The sequence below is a fragment of the Streptococcus pseudopneumoniae IS7493 genome (genome assembly GCF_000221985.1).
Classification (GTDB): Bacteria; Bacillota; Bacilli; order Lactobacillales; family Streptococcaceae; genus Streptococcus; species Streptococcus pseudopneumoniae.
Genome location: NC_015875.1, coordinates 1,020,711 through 1,043,763, shown reverse-complemented (window position 1 = coordinate 1,043,763; position 23,053 = coordinate 1,020,711). Strand labels below are relative to the sequence as shown.

At 39.2% G+C, this 23,053-nt stretch carries 24 protein-coding genes, 1 pseudogene and 1 other annotated feature; of the genes and pseudogenes, 5 read left to right on the top strand and 20 right to left on the bottom strand.

Annotation, left to right across the window (positions count from 1 at the left end):
- Positions 1-98 precede the first annotated feature (98 nt).
- From pulA to SPPN_RS05460, 8 genes are all read right to left on the bottom strand, one after another.
- On the bottom strand, positions 99-2,378 hold the full coding sequence (gene pulA, locus SPPN_RS05495; RefSeq protein ID WP_000283051.1) for a type I pullulanase: 2,280 nt from the start codon (positions 2,376-2,378) through the stop codon (positions 99-101).
- Positions 2,379-2,400: 22 nt separating this feature from the next.
- Positions 2,401-3,360, bottom strand: a complete 960-nt coding sequence (locus tag SPPN_RS05490) for a diacylglycerol kinase family lipid kinase (protein ID WP_000134183.1) — start codon at positions 3,358-3,360, stop codon at positions 2,401-2,403.
- Between the two features lie 2 nt (positions 3,361-3,362).
- The gene (gene ligA, locus SPPN_RS05485; protein ID WP_001042579.1) at positions 3,363-5,321 is read right to left on the bottom strand and encodes an NAD-dependent DNA ligase LigA; all 1,959 of its coding nucleotides are present in this window, start codon (positions 5,319-5,321) and stop codon (positions 3,363-3,365) included.
- Positions 5,322-5,413: 92 nt separating this feature from the next.
- Positions 5,414-6,592, bottom strand: coding sequence for an MFS transporter (locus SPPN_RS05480; protein WP_001083042.1), 1,179 nt, complete (start codon positions 6,590-6,592; stop codon positions 5,414-5,416).
- A gap of 79 nt (positions 6,593-6,671) precedes the next feature.
- Positions 6,672-7,535, bottom strand: coding sequence for an Rgg family transcriptional regulator (locus SPPN_RS05475; protein ID WP_000440277.1), 864 nt, complete (start codon positions 7,533-7,535; stop codon positions 6,672-6,674).
- A gap of 2 nt (positions 7,536-7,537) precedes the next feature.
- On the bottom strand, positions 7,538-9,439 hold the full coding sequence (locus SPPN_RS05470; RefSeq protein ID WP_000584859.1) for an ABC-F family ATP-binding cassette domain-containing protein: 1,902 nt from the start codon (positions 9,437-9,439) through the stop codon (positions 7,538-7,540).
- Between the two features lie 421 nt (positions 9,440-9,860).
- Positions 9,861-10,136 (bottom strand): HU family DNA-binding protein, encoded by a 276-nt coding sequence (locus tag SPPN_RS05465; RefSeq protein ID WP_001284639.1) that lies wholly within the window; start codon positions 10,134-10,136, stop codon positions 9,861-9,863.
- A gap of 106 nt (positions 10,137-10,242) precedes the next feature.
- The gene (locus tag SPPN_RS05460; RefSeq protein ID WP_000161385.1) at positions 10,243-11,082 is read right to left on the bottom strand and encodes a DegV family protein; all 840 of its coding nucleotides are present in this window, start codon (positions 11,080-11,082) and stop codon (positions 10,243-10,245) included.
- A 141-nt stretch (positions 11,083-11,223) separates the two neighbouring features.
- On the opposite strand from SPPN_RS05460, the gene SPPN_RS05455 reads away from it, so the two are divergent.
- On the top strand, positions 11,224-12,072 hold the full coding sequence (locus SPPN_RS05455) for a YitT family protein (RefSeq protein WP_000592068.1): 849 nt from the start codon (positions 11,224-11,226) through the stop codon (positions 12,070-12,072).
- An 87-nt stretch (positions 12,073-12,159) separates the two neighbouring features.
- Here SPPN_RS05455 and SPPN_RS05450 read toward each other — a convergent pair whose 3' ends face one another.
- Positions 12,160-13,077: a bifunctional riboflavin kinase/FAD synthetase gene (locus tag SPPN_RS05450; protein WP_000587436.1), complete on the bottom strand. Its 918-nt coding sequence runs from the start codon at positions 13,075-13,077 to the stop codon at positions 12,160-12,162.
- Positions 13,078-13,384: 307 nt separating this feature from the next.
- Between SPPN_RS05450 and SPPN_RS13425 the strand changes: the two genes are divergently transcribed.
- Together SPPN_RS13425 and SPPN_RS14305 are read left to right on the top strand one after the other, a co-directional pair.
- The gene (locus SPPN_RS13425) at positions 13,385-13,522 is read left to right on the top strand and encodes an SPJ_0845 family protein (RefSeq protein WP_000268693.1); all 138 of its coding nucleotides are present in this window, start codon (positions 13,385-13,387) and stop codon (positions 13,520-13,522) included.
- 50 nt (positions 13,523-13,572) lie between these two features.
- Positions 13,573-13,662, top strand: a pseudogene (locus tag SPPN_RS14305) (TIGR03943 family putative permease subunit); the annotation flags it as partial.
- Between the two features lie 266 nt (positions 13,663-13,928).
- Here SPPN_RS14305 and rpmA read toward each other — a convergent pair.
- From rpmA to SPPN_RS05420, 4 genes are all read right to left on the bottom strand, one after another.
- Positions 13,929-14,222, bottom strand: a complete 294-nt coding sequence (gene rpmA, locus SPPN_RS05435) for a 50S ribosomal protein L27 (protein WP_000916509.1) — start codon at positions 14,220-14,222, stop codon at positions 13,929-13,931.
- Positions 14,223-14,238: 16 nt separating this feature from the next.
- Positions 14,239-14,583 (bottom strand): ribosomal-processing cysteine protease Prp, encoded by a 345-nt coding sequence (locus SPPN_RS05430; protein ID WP_000613699.1) that lies wholly within the window; start codon positions 14,581-14,583, stop codon positions 14,239-14,241.
- Positions 14,584-14,598: 15 nt separating this feature from the next.
- Positions 14,599-14,913: a 50S ribosomal protein L21 gene (gene rplU / locus SPPN_RS05425; protein ID WP_000109141.1), complete on the bottom strand. Its 315-nt coding sequence runs from the start codon at positions 14,911-14,913 to the stop codon at positions 14,599-14,601.
- Positions 14,914-14,948: 35 nt separating this feature from the next.
- Positions 14,949-15,036, bottom strand: a sequence feature (ribosomal protein L21 leader region).
- A 58-nt stretch (positions 15,037-15,094) separates the two neighbouring features.
- Positions 15,095-15,787 (bottom strand): YoaK family protein, encoded by a 693-nt coding sequence (locus SPPN_RS05420; RefSeq protein ID WP_044012402.1) that lies wholly within the window; start codon positions 15,785-15,787, stop codon positions 15,095-15,097.
- A gap of 410 nt (positions 15,788-16,197) precedes the next feature.
- Between SPPN_RS05420 and SPPN_RS05415 the strand changes: the two genes are divergently transcribed.
- The gene (locus tag SPPN_RS05415) at positions 16,198-16,497 is read left to right on the top strand and encodes a YbaB/EbfC family nucleoid-associated protein (protein ID WP_000981523.1); all 300 of its coding nucleotides are present in this window, start codon (positions 16,198-16,200) and stop codon (positions 16,495-16,497) included.
- Between the two features lie 344 nt (positions 16,498-16,841).
- Here SPPN_RS05415 and pta read toward each other — a convergent pair whose 3' ends face one another.
- The 4 genes from pta to yjbM are packed head-to-tail and all read right to left on the bottom strand — an operon-like array spanning position 16,842 to position 20,223.
- Positions 16,842-17,813: a phosphate acetyltransferase gene (gene pta / locus SPPN_RS05410; protein ID WP_000451578.1), complete on the bottom strand. Its 972-nt coding sequence runs from the start codon at positions 17,811-17,813 to the stop codon at positions 16,842-16,844.
- 43 nt (positions 17,814-17,856) lie between these two features.
- Positions 17,857-18,753, bottom strand: a complete 897-nt coding sequence (locus SPPN_RS05405) for an RluA family pseudouridine synthase (RefSeq protein ID WP_001209994.1) — start codon at positions 18,751-18,753, stop codon at positions 17,857-17,859.
- Complete coding sequence (locus tag SPPN_RS05400) at positions 18,750-19,568, bottom strand: NAD kinase (RefSeq protein WP_000799049.1); 819 nt, start codon at positions 19,566-19,568, stop codon at positions 18,750-18,752. The genes SPPN_RS05405 and SPPN_RS05400 overlap by 4 nt, the downstream gene beginning before the upstream one ends.
- Complete coding sequence (yjbM, locus tag SPPN_RS05395) at positions 19,552-20,223, bottom strand: GTP diphosphokinase (protein WP_000171679.1); 672 nt, start codon at positions 20,221-20,223, stop codon at positions 19,552-19,554. The genes SPPN_RS05400 and yjbM overlap by 17 nt, the downstream gene beginning before the upstream one ends.
- Before the next feature lie 698 nt (positions 20,224-20,921).
- On the opposite strand from yjbM, the gene SPPN_RS05390 reads away from it, so the two are divergent.
- Positions 20,922-21,110, top strand: a complete 189-nt coding sequence (locus SPPN_RS05390; protein WP_000109850.1) for a hypothetical protein — start codon at positions 20,922-20,924, stop codon at positions 21,108-21,110.
- Between the two features lie 186 nt (positions 21,111-21,296).
- Here SPPN_RS05390 and SPPN_RS05385 read toward each other — a convergent pair whose 3' ends face one another.
- From SPPN_RS05385 to SPPN_RS05375, 3 genes are all read right to left on the bottom strand, one after another.
- Complete coding sequence (locus tag SPPN_RS05385) at positions 21,297-21,728, bottom strand: DUF2335 domain-containing protein (protein WP_000379281.1); 432 nt, start codon at positions 21,726-21,728, stop codon at positions 21,297-21,299.
- Positions 21,712-21,918, bottom strand: a complete 207-nt coding sequence (locus SPPN_RS05380; protein WP_000917045.1) for a hypothetical protein — start codon at positions 21,916-21,918, stop codon at positions 21,712-21,714. The genes SPPN_RS05385 and SPPN_RS05380 overlap by 17 nt, the downstream gene beginning before the upstream one ends.
- 176 nt (positions 21,919-22,094) lie before the next feature.
- Positions 22,095-23,051 (bottom strand): N-acetylmuramoyl-L-alanine amidase family protein, encoded by a 957-nt coding sequence (locus SPPN_RS05375; protein WP_000350543.1) that lies wholly within the window; start codon positions 23,049-23,051, stop codon positions 22,095-22,097.
- Positions 23,052-23,053 lie beyond the last annotated feature (2 nt).

The following is a 23,053-nucleotide window of genomic DNA, read 5'->3' as shown; positions in this document are numbered from 1 at the left end:
AAATATATATCAAATTTTCTATACGAGTGAGTTATCAACTAAGTTCTTTCTATTCGTTCACTTCCAATGATCTGTTAGAATAGCGAGATAGATGGTCTTTATAAAACACTCAAGACAGCTAGACTAATATCATCTAACACATTGTCTTCTTTTGAGCGACTGTTGGTTACCAACATAGCTAAATTTCCTGCATTTTCAAATGGATAGGGTTCTGATTTAGCATTCACAACCACCAAGAGGTGTTCTTTCCCATGAACTTCATAGATAAGGCAGCCGCTATGTTCAATTGCAGAATGCACAAAGACATGATGGTAAATTTCATCATAGCTAGAGTAAGAAAAGGCACCAGTTTTTGTCTTCAATCGGATGACTTGACGGATAAACTCAATACTGTCTTGACGCTCATTAATCAAGTTCCAGTTCACTTGGTTCACACTGTCAGGAGCATTATAGCTATTCATCGCACGCTCTCTATCATCATGGGTCAACTCACCATTTTCACCAGTCGCAACCAGTTTGGTACGACCAAATTCTTGACCGATTTCCATAAAGGCCATCCCCTGCATGAGCAGATTCATGGCTGTGGCTGTCTCGACCTTGCGCATGATTTGCTCTGAACTTTGGTCTGGATGAAGGGTTGCCAATAAATCGTGAAGATTGTAATTGTCATGGGCTTCTACATAGTTAAGCACCTGATTTGGATGTGTATAGCTTCCTAATTCACGACTTCCTAGGATTGCTTTAGCAAGAATTGGCTCTGTCGCAGCACCACTGACAAAACCTGACTTGATAGCACCATAAACTTCTCCCCCTTTGACAGCATCGCGCTGATTGTCATTAAAGAAACCAATATTTGGCATCTGGTAGGCATTGTCCTTCTTGGCCTTATCATAAGGGGCAAGACCTGTTCCCATATCCCATCCTTCTCCATAGAGGATAATGTTAGGGTCGATTTCATCTAAGCTTTGACGAATCATCTGCATAGTCTTGACATCATGAATCCCCATTAAGTCAAAACGGAAGCCGTCAATATTGTATTCCTGAACCCAGTATAGAAGAGAATCAATCATATACTTGCGGAACATTTCGTGTTCACTGGCTGTTTCATTTCCAACGCCTGTTCCATTCTGGAAGGTACCGTCTGGATTCATACGATAATAGTAATCAGGGACAGTTGTTTGGAAAGGTGCATCAACAACTGAGAAGGTATGGTTATAGACCACATCCATAATAACACCAATACCCGCATCGTGGTAAGCTTGAACCATGGTCTTCAAATCACGAATAACCTGAGCTGGGTCGTCTGGATTAGTTGAAAAACTAGTTTCTGGCGCGTTATAGTTTTGTGGGTCATAACCCCAGTTGTAGGTTACATTCCCATCCTCATCGTATTCTTTGTGACGGTCTGCAATTGGTTGCAACTGAACATAATTGTAGCCCAGCTTCTTGATGTAATCAAAAGCAGTTGCTTGGCCGTACTGGTTAACTGTTCCAGTCTGTGCAGCACCTAAGAAAGTTCCTCGAAGATGTTCATCCACACCTGAGGTCGGTGATTTGGTCAAATCACGAATGTGCATTTCACAAATAACTGCCTTACATGGATTTGCCAAGCGCCAAGTAGCCTCTGAACCGTGCTTGACCTCGAAGTTTGCAACTTGCTTTTCTTCATGGCTCAGGATAGCTGAACGTTTGCCATCAGGACTGGTCGCGATGGTATAGGGATCGCGTGTCACTGTTTGGTGGTGAGGGAATTGGACTTGATACTGATAAGCCTTACCAGTCAAATCTTCCTCAACATCCAAACTCCAGACACCGATTGTATTGTCCTTGTGATTATAAGAGTAGCTATTGCCTCTCTCCATCTCAAAGGTCTTCCAAACAGGAGCATCATTAGCAGCTGATTCATAAACGACAACCTGCACTTCTGTCGCTGTTGGAGCCCAGAGAGCAAAACGAGCCTGATTGTCCTCTACACGGCAACCCAATTCCCCTTGGTAGCCCCAGTGGTGGTCGAAACTAGCGCTATTGATAGCCTTGTCAAAAGCAAAAGGATTTTGATTTTTATAGAAAGGACTTGCAATTGCAGGATTTTCAGAATAATAAATTCTATCATCGCCTTCCAAAATCCAGACCTCTGTTAAGAGGGGATAGTGATTAAAACGGATAGCATATTCTTTACTAGTTTGGCCTGTGTGAACCACAAAATTCAAGCTTTCTAAGGGATGAGCACTTGGGTGTTCAAAGCTAAATAAGGCTCCAAAATAATCTTCTTGGTAAGTTAGTAAATCAATTCGTTGATCCTTACTCTTTACAAAAGAGCAAGTGTCGTATTCACCATTCTTGCGATGGTAATGAATGCGCATAGGGTAGTTATACATTTTTATTTTTCCTTTTTACTTTTTAATTCGTTTCTATTTCACTAATAAATTCTTGACTAATCTCGTCTCGATTGACAAAAAATTCGATGTGATGATGGCAGACTTGAAGTTCAACTGGGGTATCTCCTCCATATTCCCCATCTAGGTTCAGCATAAATGGTTCTTGGTCATCTAAAACTTCTAAACGTAGTTTGCTAGTTTTAAGGTATTCGATATTGACGTCTGAGACATGCTGACCACCATTAATGGCCTGTATCAATAAGCCCAACATATCAAATAGCTTGTCTGTCTTGACCAAAATCAGAGTAAAATTACCATCGTCTAACTTGGTATCAGGCGCTAACTGCTCAAAACCTCCAATGGAATTGGTCAAGGCAACAAAAATCAAGGACACCTCTCCTTCAAAGACCCCCTGATCGTGTGTGATTCTCACTGGACGAACCTTGGTCTTAGGAAACATTTCAATGCCTTTAGCAACATAGGCAAAATAACCAAGACGCGTCTTGACTTCACTTGGAACACTGTAAGTCAATTCGGTTAAGGTTCCAGCAGCGGCAATATTAATAAAATATTTGTCGCCAAAAGCTCGTCCAATATCCATATGAATGGTCTCATTTTTAGCAATAATCTGAGCAGCCGCAACAGGATCACCCATTGGAATTTTTAGGGCACGCGCATAATCATTAGTCGTACCTGTTGGGATGATAGCAAGCCGAGGTCTCTTATCGAGCGAGGCAACCCCATTGACTACCTCATTAATTGTTCCATCACCACCTGCAGCAATAATCAAATCAAAACCAGCTTTGGCTGCTCTCTCAGCTTCTTTTTGTGCCGAAAGAGGTTCTGTAGTCGTTTGAAAGGCACTGGTTTCATAGCCAATATTTTCCAAAACATCCAGCACTTCTGCTATATTTTTCTTGATAATTTCCTGCCCTGAGGTTGGGTTATAAATTAAACGCGCACGTTTTCTTTCTTCTGTCATTGTTACAAACTTTCTAGCCAAGCTTCATCTCGAACTTCGATAGCAAGTTCTTGCGCCTTTTGAAGTTTACTTCCAGCATCTGCTCCTGCCACGACGAGGTCGGTCTTTTTAGACACACTGCCTGTCACTTTGGCCCCCAGACTTTCGAGTTTACTTTTAGCTTCTGAGCGCTTGAGCCGTTCCAATTTTCCAGTCAATACCACTGTCAAACCTGACAAGGCTGCATCCGCTACTACTGTCTGACCTTTATAGTCCAGATTGACCCCAGCTTCTTTTAATTCTCTGAGAAGAATTTCAGAGCCTTCTGTAGCAAAGTAAGTCTGAAGACTCTTGGCAATCACACCACCCAGGCTTTCAATACTAGCCACTTCCTCTGGATCTGCCTGAGCCAGATTTTCGATTGAGAGAAAATGTTGAAGTAAAAGCTGACTGGCCTTACTGCCGACATGACGAATTCCCAAACCAAACAAGAGTTTCTCGGCTGAATTTTCCTTAGATGCTTGGATAGCCTGATATAGTTTAGAAGCGGACTTTTCCTTGACCCCCTCTAAAAGGAGAAAATCTTCTTCTTTCAAACGGTAAATATCTGCCACATCCTTGACTAGATCTGCAGCAAATAATTTCTCAACTACTGATGGTCCAAGGCCTGTAATATTCATGGCATCTCGAGAGGCAAAGTGGATCAAACCTTCCATGATTTGAGCAGGGCAACGCGGATTGATACAACGGAGAGCCACTTCATCTTCAAAGTGCAACAAGTCAGAGTTACAACTTGGACAGTTTGTAGGAATATCTAGTTTCTCTTCAGAAACCCGTTTGGACTCTACCACACGTAAAACGGCAGGGATGATGTCCCCGGCCTTATAGACGATGACCGTGTCGTCTTTGCGAATATCTTTTTCAGCAATATAATCCACATTGTGCAGGGTCGCACGGCTAACAGTTGTACCAGCAAGCTGAACAGGTGTCAGATTTGCAGTTGGGGTTACAACACCGGTACGACCAACTGTCCAATCAACTGATAAGAGTTGAGCTTCTTTTTCTTCAGCAGGAAACTTGTAGGCTACTGCCCACTTTGGAGCCTTGACGGTAAAACCGAGTTCTTCTTGGCTTGCTAGGTCATTGACCTTGATTACAACTCCATCAATATCATAAGGCAGATTTTCCCGTTCCTCTCCTACTTCTTGGATAAAATTCCAAATCTCATCCATGCTTTCAGCCAGAATTCGTTTAGAATTGACTACAAAACCAAGTTGTTCTAGGTGCTTCAAAACCTTTTCTTGGCTGTCACGAGTTGACGGGCTGGCTTCTTGATAGAGAAACGTTGCAAGATTGCGCTTGGCAACTACTGCTGTATCCAGCTGACGTAGTGTGCCTGCCGCCGCATTACGGGGATTGGCAAATTCAGGCTCTCCATTTTCTTGGCGAGCTTGATTAACCTGGTCAAAAGAAGCGCGTGGCATATAACATTCCCCACGAACTGTGATATCTAGTTCTTCTGGCAAAGTTAAAGGAATGTCTTTAACACGCTTAAGATTTTCTGTGATGTTCTCCCCAACAGAACCGTCTCCACGTGTTGCACCTGCAACTAAAATCCCCTTTTCATAAGTCAGCGAGATAGATAAGCCATCGATTTTCAGCTCACAAATATAGGTTGGATGAGCCACTTCCTTACGAACACGCGCATCAAAAGCTTCAAGCTCCTCACGTGAAAAAGCATCCTGCAAACTATAAAGAGGATACTGATGACTGTATTTTTCAAAACCATCTAAAACCTTACCACCAACACGATGGGTCGGACTGTCTGCTAATACTTGATCTGGATAGGCAGTTTCTAACTCAACCAACTCTCGGTAAAGACGGTCATACTCACTGTCTGAAACCGATGGATTATCGCTGGTATAGTACTCAGTCGCATAGCGATTGAGCAAGGCGACTAACTCATTCATTCTTTTATTCATAAGACCATTTTACCATAAACTAAGCCCTCCTCACAAACGAGAAGGGCGGAAAAAATACTTAGTTTGAAATTATTTTTGAAACTCAAGCAGCCTTATATCAATTTTTCAAAATGAGTTCGAACATAAATAAACGATATACAAGACAAGATGATAACACCACTTCCAATTATCAGGAAAGAAGAGAGATGTACACTTGGCAAGACTGTCATAAATCCTTTTGCAATAGGCATAAATAGAATAGCTAAGGTAAAAATCGTACTTAGTACTCTCCCAAGAAATTCGCTCTCAACCTTGGTTTGTACTTGAGTAAAAAAGTGAATATTAAAAATCGTCATAAACAATTCACAAACTAAATTTCCAGAAAAGGAAAGAAAAGTTGGCAGTGGTAATCCCATCATAAAAACTCCGACACCTGTCAAAGCCAGTAAAATCAAAAGATTATAAACATTAGCTTTAATTTTACTAGCTAGAAGAGCCCCAATGATGGAACCAATAGCCCCCATAGTTAAAATACTTGCATAGGCTCCTTCTGACCCGTAAAGCTGATTCGAAAAGGGGAGGAGAAATTCAAAAGCTGCAAAAAAGAAATTGACGCTGGAAGCTACCAGCAAAAGGAAAAAAATTTCTTGCTGATGCCAGATATAGTGTAACCCATCCTTGATATCTACAAAAATATCTCTCCCAGTAAAAGCCTTTTTCTCTTGAACTTTTGCTTCCTCTTTCGGAAGGAAAGCCACTAGAACAAAAGCAATGAAAAAAGTCAGCGAGTCTAGCAGTAGCGTCATATGGAGACTTGCAAACTGTAAAACAAGGAAGGAAAGAACAGGAGAGCTAACACCTACAACCTGCAAAACCAGCTCTAAGCGAGAGTTATAGATCACAATCTCATCTTTCTCCACCACTTCAGTTATAATAGCTTTATTGGCTGTACGAGAAAAGGCAAAAGCAATAGCCTGCACAATGTTAGCAACAATCAAAGCTCCAATCATCCAGCTGTCATTCCTTATAAAAGAAATAGCCAGACAAAGAATCCCACAAATAAGGTCTGTCGTCATCAAAATTTTGCGACGAGAAAAACGGTCTGAAATGACTCCACCAAAGGGATTTACGAGAATAGATGTGACGAGTTCAGAAATCTGATACATTCCTAAAACAGTCTGCCCGATAGTCCCCATGGAAGCCAACCAGACACTATTTCCATAATCATAGAGCATATTTCCTATCTTGTTAACAGCTCCACGGCTAATCAACTGTACGGCATAGCGATTCATATAAAAACTCCTCTCAAATTTTGAAACTATTGTATCAAAACTGAAAGGTGCTTTTTATTTTTTCCCTTATTTGGGAAAATTAATCTTTGACAAATTTTTCGTAATGTTCCTGATAGTAGGCTACTTGCTCTGGGAGATCTAGCACATCAAAAATATGCATGGCCTCTTGCATCTGCTTACAACCTTCTTTACACTGTCCTTTTTGATATAAGGCAAAACCATTTAGATAATGGAAAATATTACGCTCATAAAGCTTAATACCTTTACCAATAATCTTCTCTGTATAAGTCTCAAAATAGCTTGCATTGTCAAAAGAAAGATGCTCTAAACAATGCTGGTAACAATTGAGGGCCAAAATCAATACTAATCTCTTATGGCGACCAATCTCTAGGTAAAATTCCTCCCTCTCCATAACTTCTCTACCAATCCGAGTTACATAGTCCACATCGTAGAAACTATAGAGGTTTCCGAAAAGAATCAACTCATACATGGTCCATTCTTCCGTTTTAAAGAGATAATCTGCTACCTTATCCAAATCATCTTGCTTCATATCATAACTCGAATCTCTTTGACAAATCAAACCTTGTAGCAAAATCCAGTTCAGCTCAAAATAAAGGGGATTGATCGAACTCTTAGCCTTTTCAAGTTGTTCCCTTTGAAGCTTTTGAAAACCTGCAATATCATTTGAGTAGTAAAGCGGAATAATCTGCGCCATCATAGCAACATGTTCATGATTTTGAAAATCCCTAGCCTTGTCCATGAAATTTTCGATTGTGACATGAATGTTATCCAAAATCTCAAAGAAACGTGAGACTGCTAGGTCAGACTCCCCAAGCTCAAAGCGAGATAACTGAGAGGTAGAGCAGGACTCGCCTGCAGCCTCCTTTAAAGAATAATTTCCACTTGTCCGAAATTCACGAAGTACTTTTCCAAGACGTTCCATCTTTACACCTGCTCTGATAATTCTTCCCACTCAAGCATGGCTTCTTCCTGACGATGGCTGATTTTGTCCAGCTCTGCCTGCAATTCCATCAGTTTGTCGGCATCGTTTGTTTCCAACATTTGTTCAGAAATGGCTTGACTTTGACTTTCTAACTCTTCAATTTCAGCTTCTAGACTTTCTATTTGTCGCATGAGCTTACGAACTTCTTTTTGACTTTCTTTCTGAGCTTGATAGTCATTAACTGGGCTTGCTTCTGTTGCTTGATTGCTGGTTGAAGCTTCCTCAGTTTGAATCATTTCTACTTCTGATTTCTTCTCAACATAGTAATCGTAATCTCCAAGATAGAGAGTTGATCCATTCTCTGACAATTCCAGTACATGAGTTGCCACACGATTGATAAAGTAACGGTCGTGGCTGACGAATAGAAGAGTTCCATCAAAGTCAATCAAGACATTTTCTAGCACTTCCTTGCTATCAATATCCAAGTGGTTAGTTGGCTCATCCAGAATCAAGAAGTTGTTGTTCTCCATAGACAGTTTAGCTAAAAGTAAGCGAGCTTTTTCGCCACCAGACAGCATGCCGACTGATTTTTTGACATCATCTCCAGAAAAAAGGAAAGCACCTAGGCGGTTACGGATTTCAACTTCCGGTGTCAATTTGAAATCATTCCAAAGTTCATCCAGTACAGTATTACTTGGTGTCAGCTTGCTTTGAGTCTGATCATAGTAACCAACCTCAACATTAGCGCCAAAGCGTTTTTCACCCTTGATAAACGGAATCTGATCCACGATAGATTTGATAAAGGTTGACTTGCCAATACCATTGGGACCAACGATGGCAACAGCATTCATCTTACGAAGGTCTAGGTTAATCGGTTGTGACAGGACTTCCCCATCATAGCCAATAGCCGCATTTTCAACAGTCAAAACAACATTGCCCGACGTTTTTTCAGACTGGAAGGTCATATTGGCTGATTTCTTACCCGCTTCAGGCTTGTCCAAACGTTCCATTTTTTCCAGTTGTTTGCGGCGAGATTGGGCACGTTTGGTCGTCGAAGCACGGACTAAATTGCGATTGACAAAATCTTCCAGAGCAGCAATTTCCTTCTGTTGCTTTTCATAGTTTTTTGCCTCAGTAGCTAGTTTTTGCTCCTTCAACTCAACAAAACGAGAGTAATTCCCCACATAGCGATCCAAGGAATGCTTGGTCAAATCTAGCGTAATTGTCGCAACCTTGTCTAAGAAATAACGGTCGTGGCTGACAATAATGAGGGCACCGCTATAGTTTACCAAGTAATTCTCTAGCCAGGCAATGGTTTCAATATCCAAGTGGTTGGTTGGTTCGTCCAATACCAAAAGATTGGGCTTTTCAAGTAGCATTTTGGCTAGAGCCAGACGGGTGTTTTGACCACCAGAAAGCTCAGCAATTTTCATCTGCCACATAGATTCGTCAAACTTGAATCCATTTAAAATCGCTCGTATATCAGCTTCATAGGTAAAGCCACCTGCTTGGCGAAAATTCTCAGATAAGCGGTCGTAATCTGACATCAGTTTATCCAAATCAGCACCAGACTTTTCTCCCATCTCCAACTCCATCTGACGCAGTTGTTTCTCAGTCCGACGCAAATCATCAAAGACATGAAGCATTTCATCGTAGATAGTGTTTTCAGATTCAAAACGGCTATCTTGGGCTAGGTAAGATAGAGAAATATCTTTTTTCTTATTGATTTCTCCACTAGTTGGCTCCTCTTCTCCAACCAAAATCTTCAAAAGAGTAGACTTACCTGCTCCATTTTTCCCAACAAGAGCAATCCGGTCTCGTTCATCAACCTGCAGGTTAATATTATCGAAAAGAACCTCTCCTGCAAAAGAACGTTCAATTTTATTAGCTTGTAAAATAATCATACAAGTAGTATAGCATGTTTCCCTAAGGCATTCAAGATAATGGTAAGTATTTTAGCGAAGGGTTTATAACATAAAATAAATTATGTATATTTTATGTTAGATTCCTTCGCTATCTTGTTGGATTTTCTAACCAGCCAATCTTGCTTCAAATAGTTATCGCACAAGTCTATTATTTAATTCTTTTCATTATATACGTACGTATAGCAGATTGAAATAAGATGAGAACAAATCGATTGAGGAAGTAAAATTAATTTCTATAAATGTTTTAGAAATTGTTTCGTACTATTTTAGATTCAACTACTATATATACAATATTTTCGGAGCATTCAACTTTTTAACTCTATTTATTACTAGATTTCATAATTAAAAAGCCTACTGACCAAGCTAGAAAGCTTGATACAATAGGCTTTTAAAAGGCTGATTATTTAACAGCGTCTTTAAGAGCTTTACCAGCTTTGAATGCTGGAACTTTAGAAGCTGCAATTGTCATTTCTTTACCAGTTTGTGGGTTGCGACCTTTACGTTCTGCACGCTCACGAACTTCAAAGTTACCAAAACCGATCAATTGAACTTTTTCACCAGCTGCAAGATAGTCAGCTACTGCTGCAAATACAGCTTCAACTGCTGCCGCTGAGTCTTTCTTAGTCAATTCTGTAGCTTCTGCTACTTTAGCGATCAAATCTTGTTTGTTTGCCATGTTAATGATTCCTCCAAATAATTTCTAATTAACAAATATAATCATATCCTAAAATCCCTTTTAGGTCAAGTTAAAAACGCTATTTCTTCCCATTTTCTTTATTTTTTTAGGAGTGGTAACGTACCAAAATAGCCCAAGCGTTCTCACCCGTGTGAGTTTGAATAATGGAACCTGTTTCTAAAACAGAAATTGGCTTTTCAACATAAGCTTGTAAGCTTTCTTTCATCTCTTTTGCCCAATCAGCACTACCAGAATATGAAATTCCAATCTCTGCTACAGAACGTTCAGAGAGAGATGTTGTCAACTCATCTAACCATTTTTTAAAGGTTTTAGTTCCACGACCTTTAACCATTGGCTGCAATTCATGGTCTTTCATTTGCATGACAACACGGATATTGAGAAGGGAGCTCAACAATCCAGTTACACGGCCAATTCGTCCACCTTTGACAAGATTTTCCAAAGTTGAAACGCCAATATAGAGTTCTGTGTGGTTTTTAACCTCTTCTACATGAGATAAGATTTCCTCCAACTCTTTGCCTTCTTGCGCTAATTTTGCAGCCTCAACAACTTGGAATTTCAAAGCTTGGTCAGTGAAGGAACTGTCAATAACTGTTACGTCGGCAGTAGATAGGCTAGCACCTTGACGCGCTGCTTCTACAGTCCCCGAAAGAGCATGGGACATATGAATAGCAAGAATCTGGCTGCCATCCTTACATAGGTCTTCAAAAACTTCAGCGAAGACACCTACAGGCGGTTGACTTGTCTTAGGAAGATTCTTACTTGCTTGCATCAACTGAAGAAATTTACCTTCTTCTTTCAAATCAGCATCAGAATAAACAACATTATCAATCATTACAGATAATGGAACAATTGTAATATCTAATTGTTTTACGAGTTCTGGTTCAATAGTAACAGATGAATCGGTTACAATCTTAATTTTTGTCATAGTATCAATCTTTCTATTTTAGGATTCAGATTGGTTTTCTTACTTTTAATTATATCAAAAAAAGATTAAAAATCCTAATGGAGTCAATCAAATTTTCCGTAAAAATTTGATATAATCAACTTATAAGAAAAGAGGTGTTCTATGATTAAAAAAATTTACCCCATTTTAACCATTTTACTAGGTGCTGCTATTTATGCTTTTGGTCTGACTTATTTTGTAGTTCCTCATCATCTCTTTGAAGGAGGGGCGACAGGTATTACCCTCATCACCTTTTATCTTTTTAAAATCCCTGTTTCGCTCATGAACTTGCTGATTAACATTCCCCTTTTCATCCTAGCTTGGAAAATATTTGGAGCAAAATCTCTCTATTCTAGTCTGCTTGGAACCTTATCTTTGTCTGCCTGGTTGGCTTTTTTTGAGCGTATTCCCCTTCATATTGATCTTCAAGGTGATTTACTAATCACAGCCCTTATAGCGGGAATTCTATTGGGAATTGGCCTTGGAATTATCTTTAATGCTGGAGGTACAACTGGCGGAACTGATATTCTAGCTCGTATTCTCAACAAATACACTCATATATCAATGGGGAAACTACTTTTTATCTTAGATTTTTGTATTCTCATGCTTATTCTCCTAATCTTCAAGGATTTGAGATTGGTTTCCTACACGCTCTTATTTGATTTTATCGTTTCTCGTGTCATTGATTTGATTGGTGAAGGTGGCTATGCTGGTAAAGGCTTTATGATTATTACAAAACGTCCTGACCAACTTGCTAAGGCGATCAATGATGACCTAGGAAGAGGTGTTACTTTTATTTCCGGTCAAGGCTACTATAGTCAAAAAGATTTGAAGATTATCTACTGTATTGTCGGCAGAAATGAGATTGTGAAAATGAAGGAAATGATTCATCGAATCGATCCGCAAGCCTTTATAACCATTACAGAAGCCCACGAAATCCTTGGAGAAGGATTTACCTTTGAAAAAGAATAAAAAGAGGTAATGTCGTGACCTCAAAAGTTAGACTAAATCATCTATCTTTTGGGTTACAAACAACCTCTTTTTTGTTTACTCAAGCTCTTAAGACCAATTCCGAGCTACTTCTTCATCAGCCTTTAACTGATCCACTAATTGATTAACTGAGTCAAATTTGGTCATATCTCGAATGCGATCATGCCAATAAACCATGACGGTTTCCCCATAAATATCTTGATTAAAATCAAAAATATTGACTTCAAAACGTGCTTCTTCTCCATCAAAGGTCACGTTTTTCCCGACACTAGCCATAGCACGATACTTCTGTCTTTGAATCTCAACATCAACGACATAAACGCCATCTGCTGGCATATAAGTACGGTCTAAAAGCACTAAATTAGCTGTTGGATAACCAATCGTGCGACCACGAGCATTACCATGAACCACCATACCTCTTGATGGAAGCGGTGCCCCCAAAAGTTCTCCTGCTTCTTTCACATTTCCATCTAAAATAGCTTGACGGATACGAGTTGAACTAATCTTTCCTTTCTCATCTTCTACAGGTGGAACAATGATAACTTCTCCATCAAAGTAATCCTTTAAATCTTCTGCTGTTTTTTTGTCAGAACCAAATGTATAATCAAAACCTGCAACAATAATTTTGGCATTCATAGCCTTGATATAGGTTGCAAAAAATTCTTCTGCCGTGAGACTAGCGAATTGACTACTAAAATCAAGGAGATATAATTCTTCTACACCTTCACGCTTTAATTTTCTTTCACGTTCAGCAGGATTTAAAATATGTAAAAACAGATCAGGATGATAAGGCTCTAAAGCGATCTTTGGAGATTCATTAAAGGTCATAACCACGATAGGCAACAAATCCTTTCTCGCAGCCTTATTGGCAACACGAAATAATTCTTGATGCCCCTTGTGTATACCATCAAAATAGCCGAGAACAACGACTGAATCAGATGGTGTGCCAATATCTTTTTGGTTTTTTATAGGAATAGTAATAATCATAAAATAATTATATCATAGCGATAGCTATTTCTGGAACAGAAAATCTGAAATGTCGTTTTTTTCACCTGAAGTGTAGCTGTTTTCAAAAAGCACTTCATTCTATCGTTGCTCAACTATGAACTTTGCAATATTCTTCTCAAAAACTCTTAGGACATCTTCAAAAGTTTGAAAGGAGTGATTAGACTTGTTAGGTAACCTTAAAGTGTCATACTATGCTTATGTATGAAAAAGCAATGCAACTAACTTCTGAGAACTTTAAATTACTAATTGGTGCCGAAAAGGTAGAATTTAGAATCGAGGTACACCTATGGCTGTAAAATTTACAAAACGAGACAACTTGTGCAAGATATTTGAAGAGTTTCCTAAACTCCCTGATTTGAAGCAAGTCACTTTCCCTGATGACAAAGAAAAAAGCCAAAGCAGTAAAGAAAAACTAGATGACTGATTTTCAACAACTCCCATCCAGTGTGCTTCAGATTGGAGCTATTTTTCTCTCCGTCTGTTAGCTTGGATTCTCAGACAGTTTCAGTTAAAGAATATCATTTTCCCTTATCAGAAGGAACGGCTCAAGCCATTCAGACAAGTTAAGGGACGACAAGCCAATATTTGAAACCAGATACCAGTTCTTATAGTCAATTGAAATAAAATCTGAAGAAATCGAGTAGGAAACTCAAATCAATTTTTAGCAGTGTTCTATTCCAGATTCAATCCACTATACATATTAAAAAGTATGGGTACCAAAACAAAAAAACAGGCTCTCCGAAAAACTCGGAAAGCCTTATTTAATGCTACTTCTAGCTTCCTCGCCTTTACATTTCAAGGCTCAGGATAAAAAGGTTCACTGAACCTTTTTATTTAGCGATTGGGTAAACAGAAACTTGTTTTTTATCGCGTCCTTTACGTTCAAAGCGTACTACGCCTTCAACTTTAGCGAACAAAGTATCGTCTCCACCACGTCCAACGTTTACACCTGGGTAGATGTGTGTACCACGTTGACGGTAAAGGATTGATCCACCTGTTACAGTTTGTCCGTCAGCTGCTTTAGCTCCAAGACGTTTTGCTTGTGAATCACGTCCGTTTGATGTAGAACCTCCACCTTTTTTGTGGGCGAAAAGTTGCAAGTTGTTAAGAGTCATTTTTAACATAATGTTTTCCTCCGTGTTAGTTTTCTGTGATAACTCTGGTTTGGACGAACTCAGAAGAGTTCTCCGATAAGTTTGCCATACCTAAGAAAAATGATTCAAAGAATAACTGGGTCATTTCTCTCTGGTGTGAAGGCAGGTCTTTTGGAATCTCAACCATCAGATAGCCACCTTCATCTTCGTTTAATTCTAGGATTGGTTCATAGCCTGCAAATTTCTCAATGGAATTGATAAAGTTAATGGCAAGCGTAGAAACCGATGCACACACGACATCTAAGCCGTATTCGCCACTCTCGGCGTGTCCAGTAATTTCCGCACTCCTCAGCTCGCCATCTTCGGCTCTCTCAAAGACTGCCTGTATCATGTGTTCTCCTTAAAATTAAGCGTTAATTGCGTTGATGACAACTTTTGTATATGGTTGACGGTGACCTTGTTTACGGTGGCTACCTTTTTTAGGTTTGTACTTGTAAGTAACAACTTTCTTTTGTTTTCCTTGTTTTTCAACAGTTCCAACTACAGTAGCTCCAGCAACAAGTGGAGTTCCGACAACAGTGTTTTCACCACCAACAAGAACAACTTCGTTAAAAGTAACTTCTTGACCAGCTTCAACGTTCAATTTTTCAACGTAAACTGCTTGACCAACTTCAACTTTAACTTGTTTTCCGCCAGTTTTGATAATTGCGTATGTGCTCATTATGCACCTCCTATGATTTTTATGGGTTTCCCCGATTTTTTGTGAAGACTCGCCTAGCATCGTGGGACGAACCACTTAAACTTGAATAATCAAGCAACGATGTTCGTGCGGTTGCACAGGAACGTGCATAGTCAACTCTCTAAGTATAGCATATCTCCTATTTTCTTACAAGTAATAACACCTAAAATGAAGCTTTTTCTTTTACTTTTTTCCGCCACGAGGCAAAAAGCATACTGAGATAAAAAATGCTCATCATAATAGGAACACCAAGAATGGTCTTTTCATGATAGAAAATCGTCAAATAAGCTGAAAAGACAACACCAAGGACAAAACTACTAAGCAGGCTAACAAATATGAACCCTTCACGCAAAAAAGGTGTGTGCTTGGTTCGGAAATAATCCCCAAAAGCTAGCATGGTTCGTTTGATATTCCCTGTCATAAAAGCGTTATTGTAGGCAATACCCGATACTTCTCCAAAAGCAGTTGTCACCAGTCCCATACAGAAGGCCAAGGGCGGCACTAGATAGATATTATCTACAGTCTGCGGAACAAAACCAATAATGATTGATAGGATTGCCAAAGGAATCAGTGACAGAATTGGCTTTTTTACAATTCTCAATTTTTCCTTATAAATGGTTAGTAAAAAAACTCCCAGCATAAACGCTATTAAGGTTAAAAGCTTATCCCTAACATCCGAAACATTATTCTGTATTAGCTCTACCGAAAGAAAGACAACATTTCCAGTTTGTCCAGCTACAAGGGTATTCCCACGAACAATAAAAGTGTAAGCATCCACATATCCAGCACAAAACGTCAAAAAAAGTGCTAACCTTTTAGACTGACGTGATATTTTTCTTATAGGTAATAACCTCATTTTCCCTCCCATTGTATTTTCTCTTAGAATATTGTACCATTTTCTTTCTAAAAAATCGTAGGCTACCATTTAGATTTTACTATTAGCATAAAAATAATAAACAACTATTTTTCCAAAAATAGATAGAGGTAACATATTGGTAAACAAAGCATACGAACCTTTAGTAAAATCATTTCCATGAAACTAGAATAGAGCCCCTCTTAGCAAAAATCATTATTTTAATTTATTTCTAATTACTCCTTGACATAAATAACTCTTACCAATAAAAGACTATGTCTTAAAAAAATGATATAATAAAATCAATACTTGGGCTTGATGGCTATGCTACTAAGAACAATTAGGATAGAAAATCAGGCACTTGTTAACAACAAGGATTATCCCCTTGAGATGAAAGGAACTTTAGAAATCTTATGATGAACATGCAAAACATGATGCGCCAAGCACAAAAACTTCAAAAACAAATGGAACAAAGTCAAGCTGAACTTGCAGCTATGCAATTTGTTGGCAAATCTGCTCAAGACCTTGTCCAAGCGACCTTAACTGGAGATAAGAAAGTTGTCAGCATTGATTTCAATCCAGCTATCATTGACCCAGAGGACCTTGAAACTCTTTCTGATATGACCGTTCAAGCCATCAACTCTGCTCTTGAACAAATCGATGAAACTACCAAGAAAAAACTGGGTGCTTTCGCTGGGAAATTGCCATTCTAAAAACAAGGAGCTAGAACAATACTTGTCGATAACAAAGGCTAAGAAAGGTGCAAAAATTATAAAAAACGCATAATAGCAGGTGTCAAAACACTCAATATTATGCGTTTTCTAATGAAAAAATTCTCTTTTCATACTCATTTAAAATCAAAAAGGGAATTTATCGTTTTACGGACATGTATATTACAGATTTCTATAGGTCGTATATAGACAGGATATCATCGCTTGGAAGTTGTCCTTTTTGACACCAATCAGTAATTTAGTTCCCAGGAGTTAATGGCAGTGCTTTTCGTACATAGTTTCATAACTACAGTATAGCATAGTATATCGCTTTATAGTTTTCACTATTAATGAACAGCTTGGGCTGCTGTGATAAGGGTTAACTTGTAAACATCATCTGCATTACATCCACGAGAAAGGTCGTTAACTGGCTTGTTCAAACCTTGCAAAACAGGTCCTACAGCCGCAAAACCACCAAGACGTTCAGCCATCTTGTAGCCAATATTTCCTGCCTCTATACCTGGGAAGATAAAGACATTTGCTTGACCAGCTACTGTACTTCCCGGAGCTTTCAGAGCTGCAGTTTCGGGAACAAAGGCCGCATCAAATTGCAACTCACCATCGATTTCAAGGTCAGGACGCAAGTCGTGAGCAATTTTAGTTGCTTCTACAACCTTATCAACGCTTTCACCAAAACCTGAACCTTTAGTAGAATAGCTTAGCATAGCAATTTTAGGCTCGATTCCAAACATCTTAGCTGTGATTGCTGAGTTGATGGCAATTTCAGCCAAGGCTTCTGCATCAGGATTGATATTGATAGCACAGTCTCCAAATAGGTAACGTTCAGAGCCACGAACCATGAGGAAGGCACCTGAAGTACGAGTTACATTTGGACGAGTTTTGATGATTTGAAGGGCTGGACGAACTGTTGAAGCAGTTGAATGAATCGCACCTGACACCATTCCATCAACCAAGCCCAAGTAAACCAACATAACACCAAAGTAGTTTACATCTTCAACCAAAACCTTGCGTGCATCTTCTTCAGACATTTTGCCCTTGCGACGCTCCACTAGGGCAGCAACCATTTCTTCAAATTGAGGATAATGTTGAGGGTCAATGACTTCATAACCATCCATGATCCCTTCAATTTCAAGATAAATTTTAATTTTTTCAGGATTTCCAAGCAAAACAGGAATCACTTCTGTTTCTTTTACCAAGCGTTTAGTTGCTTGAAGAATACGAGGCTCTTCCCCTTCAGGGAGAACGATACGAGCATTTTTGCCAACTAGGTTGGCTTTGAGACTTTCAAAAACTTCCATGAGTTTTCTCCTTTAAAATAATAATTATACTCTGAATCAGTTTTTATAGAGTATTAGTTGATAACTGGGTAATAAGGTTGCTAAAATCATCCGGCAAGGGACTTTCTAACTGCAAATCTTGCTCTAAAAATGGATGATAAAAGGATAGGTAATGGCAATGCAGAGCCTGACGTTGGATGCCGTCGTCCAGACTACCACCATACAAGTCATCTCCCAACAAAGGAAAACCAATATGAGAAAAATGGACTCGGATTTGGTGGGTTCGACCAGTATGCAAGCGAATATCGACCAAGTGAATATTTCCATAGGAAGCGACAATCTTATATGATGTATGGGCATACTTTCCACCTTTAGCTACTCTTCTAGTGATAATAGAGTCTTCATCACGCGCAATCGGAGCAATAATTTCCCCCTCTGACTCCAAATATCCATCTCCTTTAACGAGGGCAAAGTAGCGTTTTTCAATGGACTTCTTCTGCAACTGCTTGTCTAATCGTGCGTGGGCATAGCCGTGCTTGGCGAAGAGCATCAAGCCAGAAGTGTCCCTATCAAGTCTGGTCACAATGTGAACCTGCTGATTTTCATAATTTTGCTTGACATAGTAACCCTTAATAAAATTGGCAATGGTATTAGAGTGATTGACACTAGGAATAGAAGCCACTCCATAGGGTTTATTTAAGACTAGAAAATGGTCATCCTCATAGAGAATATCCAGTGGGCGCTCGATTGCTTCTAGAGTTTCAAAGCCTTCCTCAGCGGGAATGTCAATGGTAACGCGGTCTCCAAGATCCAATAGATAGGTTGCATTTTGTGGTTGGTCATTGACCAGAATAGCTCCACCACGAAATTTAATCTTGGCCAGCAATCCCTTAGAAACCTCGTGCTTTTTTAAGAAGGTCTTAACCTTGACATGTTCATCTGCGATAAATTCAAACCTCATTCGTCCACCTCGCCGATAAAGGCATCCTTAACGCGGTTCCAGAAACTGGTATGGCTAGGAGTCGCGACAAAGTGAATCTTATGATGATCAATTTGATACTCGATTCGCTCGATACTACGAAAAGAATAGACACTATTGTCAACCGAAATGGTGTGGTAATCATTTCTTGTTGGAATGAGTTCAATCTTATCCTTCTTAGGCACAATAATGGAAGAGCCCAGCGTTCGATAGACACGATTATTAAGGCTGGCAATTTCCGTTAATTGCAAAGCTTCAATGGTAGGATGTAAAACAGCACCACCAAGAGACTTGTTATAGGCAGTACTACCAGTCGGTGTCGAAACTGTTAGCCCGTCTCCACGAAAACGTTCAAAGGGAACACCATTGATGACAATATCTGCCACCATGGTTCGATCAGACCTGCGAATGCTGGCTTCGTTGAGGGCACGAAAAATCTTGACCTCTCCATTTCCAAGAAAAACCTTCACATTTAGAACAGGGTAAGAAACCCTTGCTCCGGTATCTAGCTGCAAATTGGTCATTAACTTATCCAACTCAAAATCACGATAATCGGTATAAAAGCCCAGATGTCCTGTATGAAGACCGATAAAGCGTACCTTATCAAGTTGGTCTTCGTACTTATGAAAGGCCGACAAGAGCATGCCATCTCCACCAATGGAAATGACAATGTCCGGACTGCTATCATTGAGTATAAACTGATTTCTCTTCAAACGATCTCGCAATTCATACAAAACCCTTTGACTCTGCGGTTTTCTATTGGCTATCAGATCAATTCGTTTACCTGTATTCTTCATCTGTATCGTCACTATTTCCTACACCGTCATTTAATTTTCTACTCAAAGGATCAAAAAGTGCCTGGGCTTCTTGGATATCATCACGAATTTCACCCATTTCTTCATCCAACTGATGGGCGATTCTAGCTGTAATTTCCAGTCGCTTCTTAATCTCCTCTGGGAAATCCCCTTGGTACTTGTAGTTGAGAGAATGTTCTATCGTTGCCCAGAAATTCATGGCCAAGGTACGTATTTGAATTTCTGCCAAAATAGTCTTGGCTCCATTGATGGTATCAACCATATATTCTACTACCAAATGATAGGAACGATAGCCTGATGCTTTTCGATGAGTAATGTAATCTCGCTCCTGTATGATTCGCATGTCCTGACGCTTGTGCAAAATCTCCACTACTTCCTTAACGTCATCTACAAACTGGACCATCACACGCAAACCAGCAATATCCTGCAAATCGTGCTCCAAGGTCGCATAAGTAATACCACGACGGGCCATTTTTTCTTTTATACTCTCAATTGGCTTGACTCGACCGGTCACAAATTCAATCGGAGAATGCTTATTTTGCTTACGATATTGCTTACGAATGCCACGAAGTTTAATCTTTAACTCACCAACAGCTTGAATGTAAGGATCTAGAAATTCTTCCCATTCTAAGGTCATATATTCTCCCTTATTCTCATATTATCCTTCAAAAATATCTTTGATTTTTTCTCCAGATTCATATACAATAAATACAATGCTTATTATACCATAAGTGAAAAACGTTTACAAATAGTTATCATCACTTGTAAATAGTTGAGTTTTTACTTATTTTTCGTTAAAATCATTTACACTAATTTCCATCGTTTTTTTAAATCGTATTCATCTTCGTATTCATTTTTACAATCATCTTTGCCCGTATAGTTGAGAAGGTTGCAATTTAATTCTAATAGTTTATAAATAGAAAACCGTGATTACTCACAGTCTTTTAAAAATAAAATAAAAAAACTCCATCAAAACTATTGACATTATGCAACCAAAGTTGTATAATGGATACATAAGGTTAAGGAGGAAACCTTAGACAAGGAAACTAGTAGAAAGGAACATGAAATGTTTAAGTTCAAAAAGAAACCACTCAAAGCAAAAACAAATAAGCTAGTAGTCAAAATAAACTTATTTATAATCAGCTTTGAATGGCACATCGAATTTGGATAGTGAAAAATCACTATCCACCCCTTCGGGGGTGTACTTAAATTATAACAGGAAAAACAATGAAAGTAAATCTTAAAGTTAGAAAAACCACCAAGCGTGAAAAAGTTGAATTTATTATTGGACTTCTTCTACTCCTATTTGCAGTTTGGTATTTTACGAGGTAATATATGTCAGTAGATATTGAAGCTATCCGCTGGCTTTTAGACAACGCCACAGCCTATGCTATTAGCAAAAACTGTGGCATGTCTATTCAGGCCGTGGACAAGTATAAAAATGGTGTATCGGATATTATGAATATGCGTCTAAAACACGCTATCAGCATGATAACATACGCCCAGGAACTTAAAAAGCAGTGATTTCGGTCACTGTTTTTTATTTTTAACAAAACACCGTTTTTGACAATAATACACCACGATTTCCTCTCCATATTCTTCATGTAAACGCTTTTTTGAACAATAGGATTGTGATTTTGCTTTCTAATCGTTCAAAATGTGTGTTTTTGAAAAATAAAAAAACCGCAAGCCTGAGCCTGCGGTGAAAAATTATTCTTTGTCTTTGTTTTTATTTTGATTATTCCCTGTAAACAAACCAATTAGCCCTAATGCAGTAGTTCCAGTTAAGACACTACCTGCAATTTGTTTATCTGTTGCTATTAAGTAAATTCCACCAATAATAACAACGAGGGCGATTAAAAAGCCAAATAACTGTCCCAATTTATGAGAAGCAATATTCCCTGATAAGTATTTATCTTCCATCTCTCTACGATGTTGGCTTTCTGCAATACCATTATCAATAATCTTTTGAGCAGCATCCGGATATAGCTCTTTATATCCTTTGAGAATATCTGGATGAGGTAGGTCACCTTGATAGATTTCCAACTTCTGTAAAACTACTTGACGCTGTTCATGTGGTAAGCGCTCGACTTCATCAACAATATTATTGACTTCAATCAAATCTTTATTCTCGGTATCCAAATTTCATTACCTCTTTCTGAATGCCCATCGTTGATTTCTTGTAATCACTTTTGACTTTCTTCCAGTCTGGGACTGTATCAGCTTTTACTTTCGAAATGTTCTGGTTAAAGCTAAAAACAGGCAATACAATTGCTGTCATACCAAGTAAAAAAGACTTAAAGTATTGAGGTTGTTTTGTATTTTTTAACATCCCAAATTCCTCCTACTCGCTCCATAATATTTTTTTGAATTAACTTGATTATGACATCTTTCTTTAAAAAAGTCAATGTTTCTTACTCTTTTTAACAAAAAAATCCCCACAAGGACGAGTCCTGTGGGGTAGATAAACATTTTAGAAAAGTTTTCCTTTCCTTTTATTTTTTTAAATTATTTAGTCGTAATCAAGCCGTCTGGCTCTACTGTGAACTCTGGCTTGTCTGCCATTGTTCCGTCTGGTTTGAGGTAGTACCAGCCTGTTCCGTCCGCAGACTGGATAAAGGCGTTTGATACCATAGCACCTTCTTTACCGTCAAGGTAATACCAAGTATCTTTGTACTTGACCCATCCTGTCTTCATAGCGCCCTCTGTGTCAAAATAATACCACTTCTCAGCGATTTTCTTCCAGCCTGTCGCCAGTTCGCCTGAGTTATCAAACCAGTACCAGTTGCCGTCTGTGTGCTTCTTCCAGCGGTTCGCAAGCATGTAGCCTGAGCCGTCGAAGTAATACCAAGTGCCGTTGACCTTCTCAAACTTGTCTTTTGGATAAGAGCCGTCTGAGTGTACATACCAATAGCCTGTATCGTTCTTCTTCCAACCTACTTCAATTGTCAATCCACTTTCAATATCCTGCTTGAACTGTTCGCGGCTAATGCCCCATTTGGCAAGATAAGGATACGGGTCAACGTGGTCTGAATGGTTGTCTGGTTGGTTATTGGTACAGTATTCATGTGTTTTGATACCTTCCAAACTGCTTGTATCAAGCGTTTTCGGCAAACCTGCTTCATCTGCTAGATTGCGTAAGAGTTCGATATAGAGACGGTAGTCTGTCATGAACTCTTCTTTAGTTGAATGGCTTTCAATCAATTCAACTGCCGCATAGCTTTCCGCATTCCAATCGCCCCCAACGTCCCAGGCACCATTGTTTACAGGACCGACCTGCAGGACACGACCGTTACCAACCACATGAGAGAAGAAACCAAGCTCAGGGTTCTTTCTGTAGTGGTAGTCTGCCTCATTTTGAGCGGTAGAATTACGGTTCCCCGTAGAGTGAGCGTGCACTTGTCGATATGGCGCATAGCCTACTTGTGGCAAGCCTGTACGTAGTCTGCTTGTATCGATATCCATCT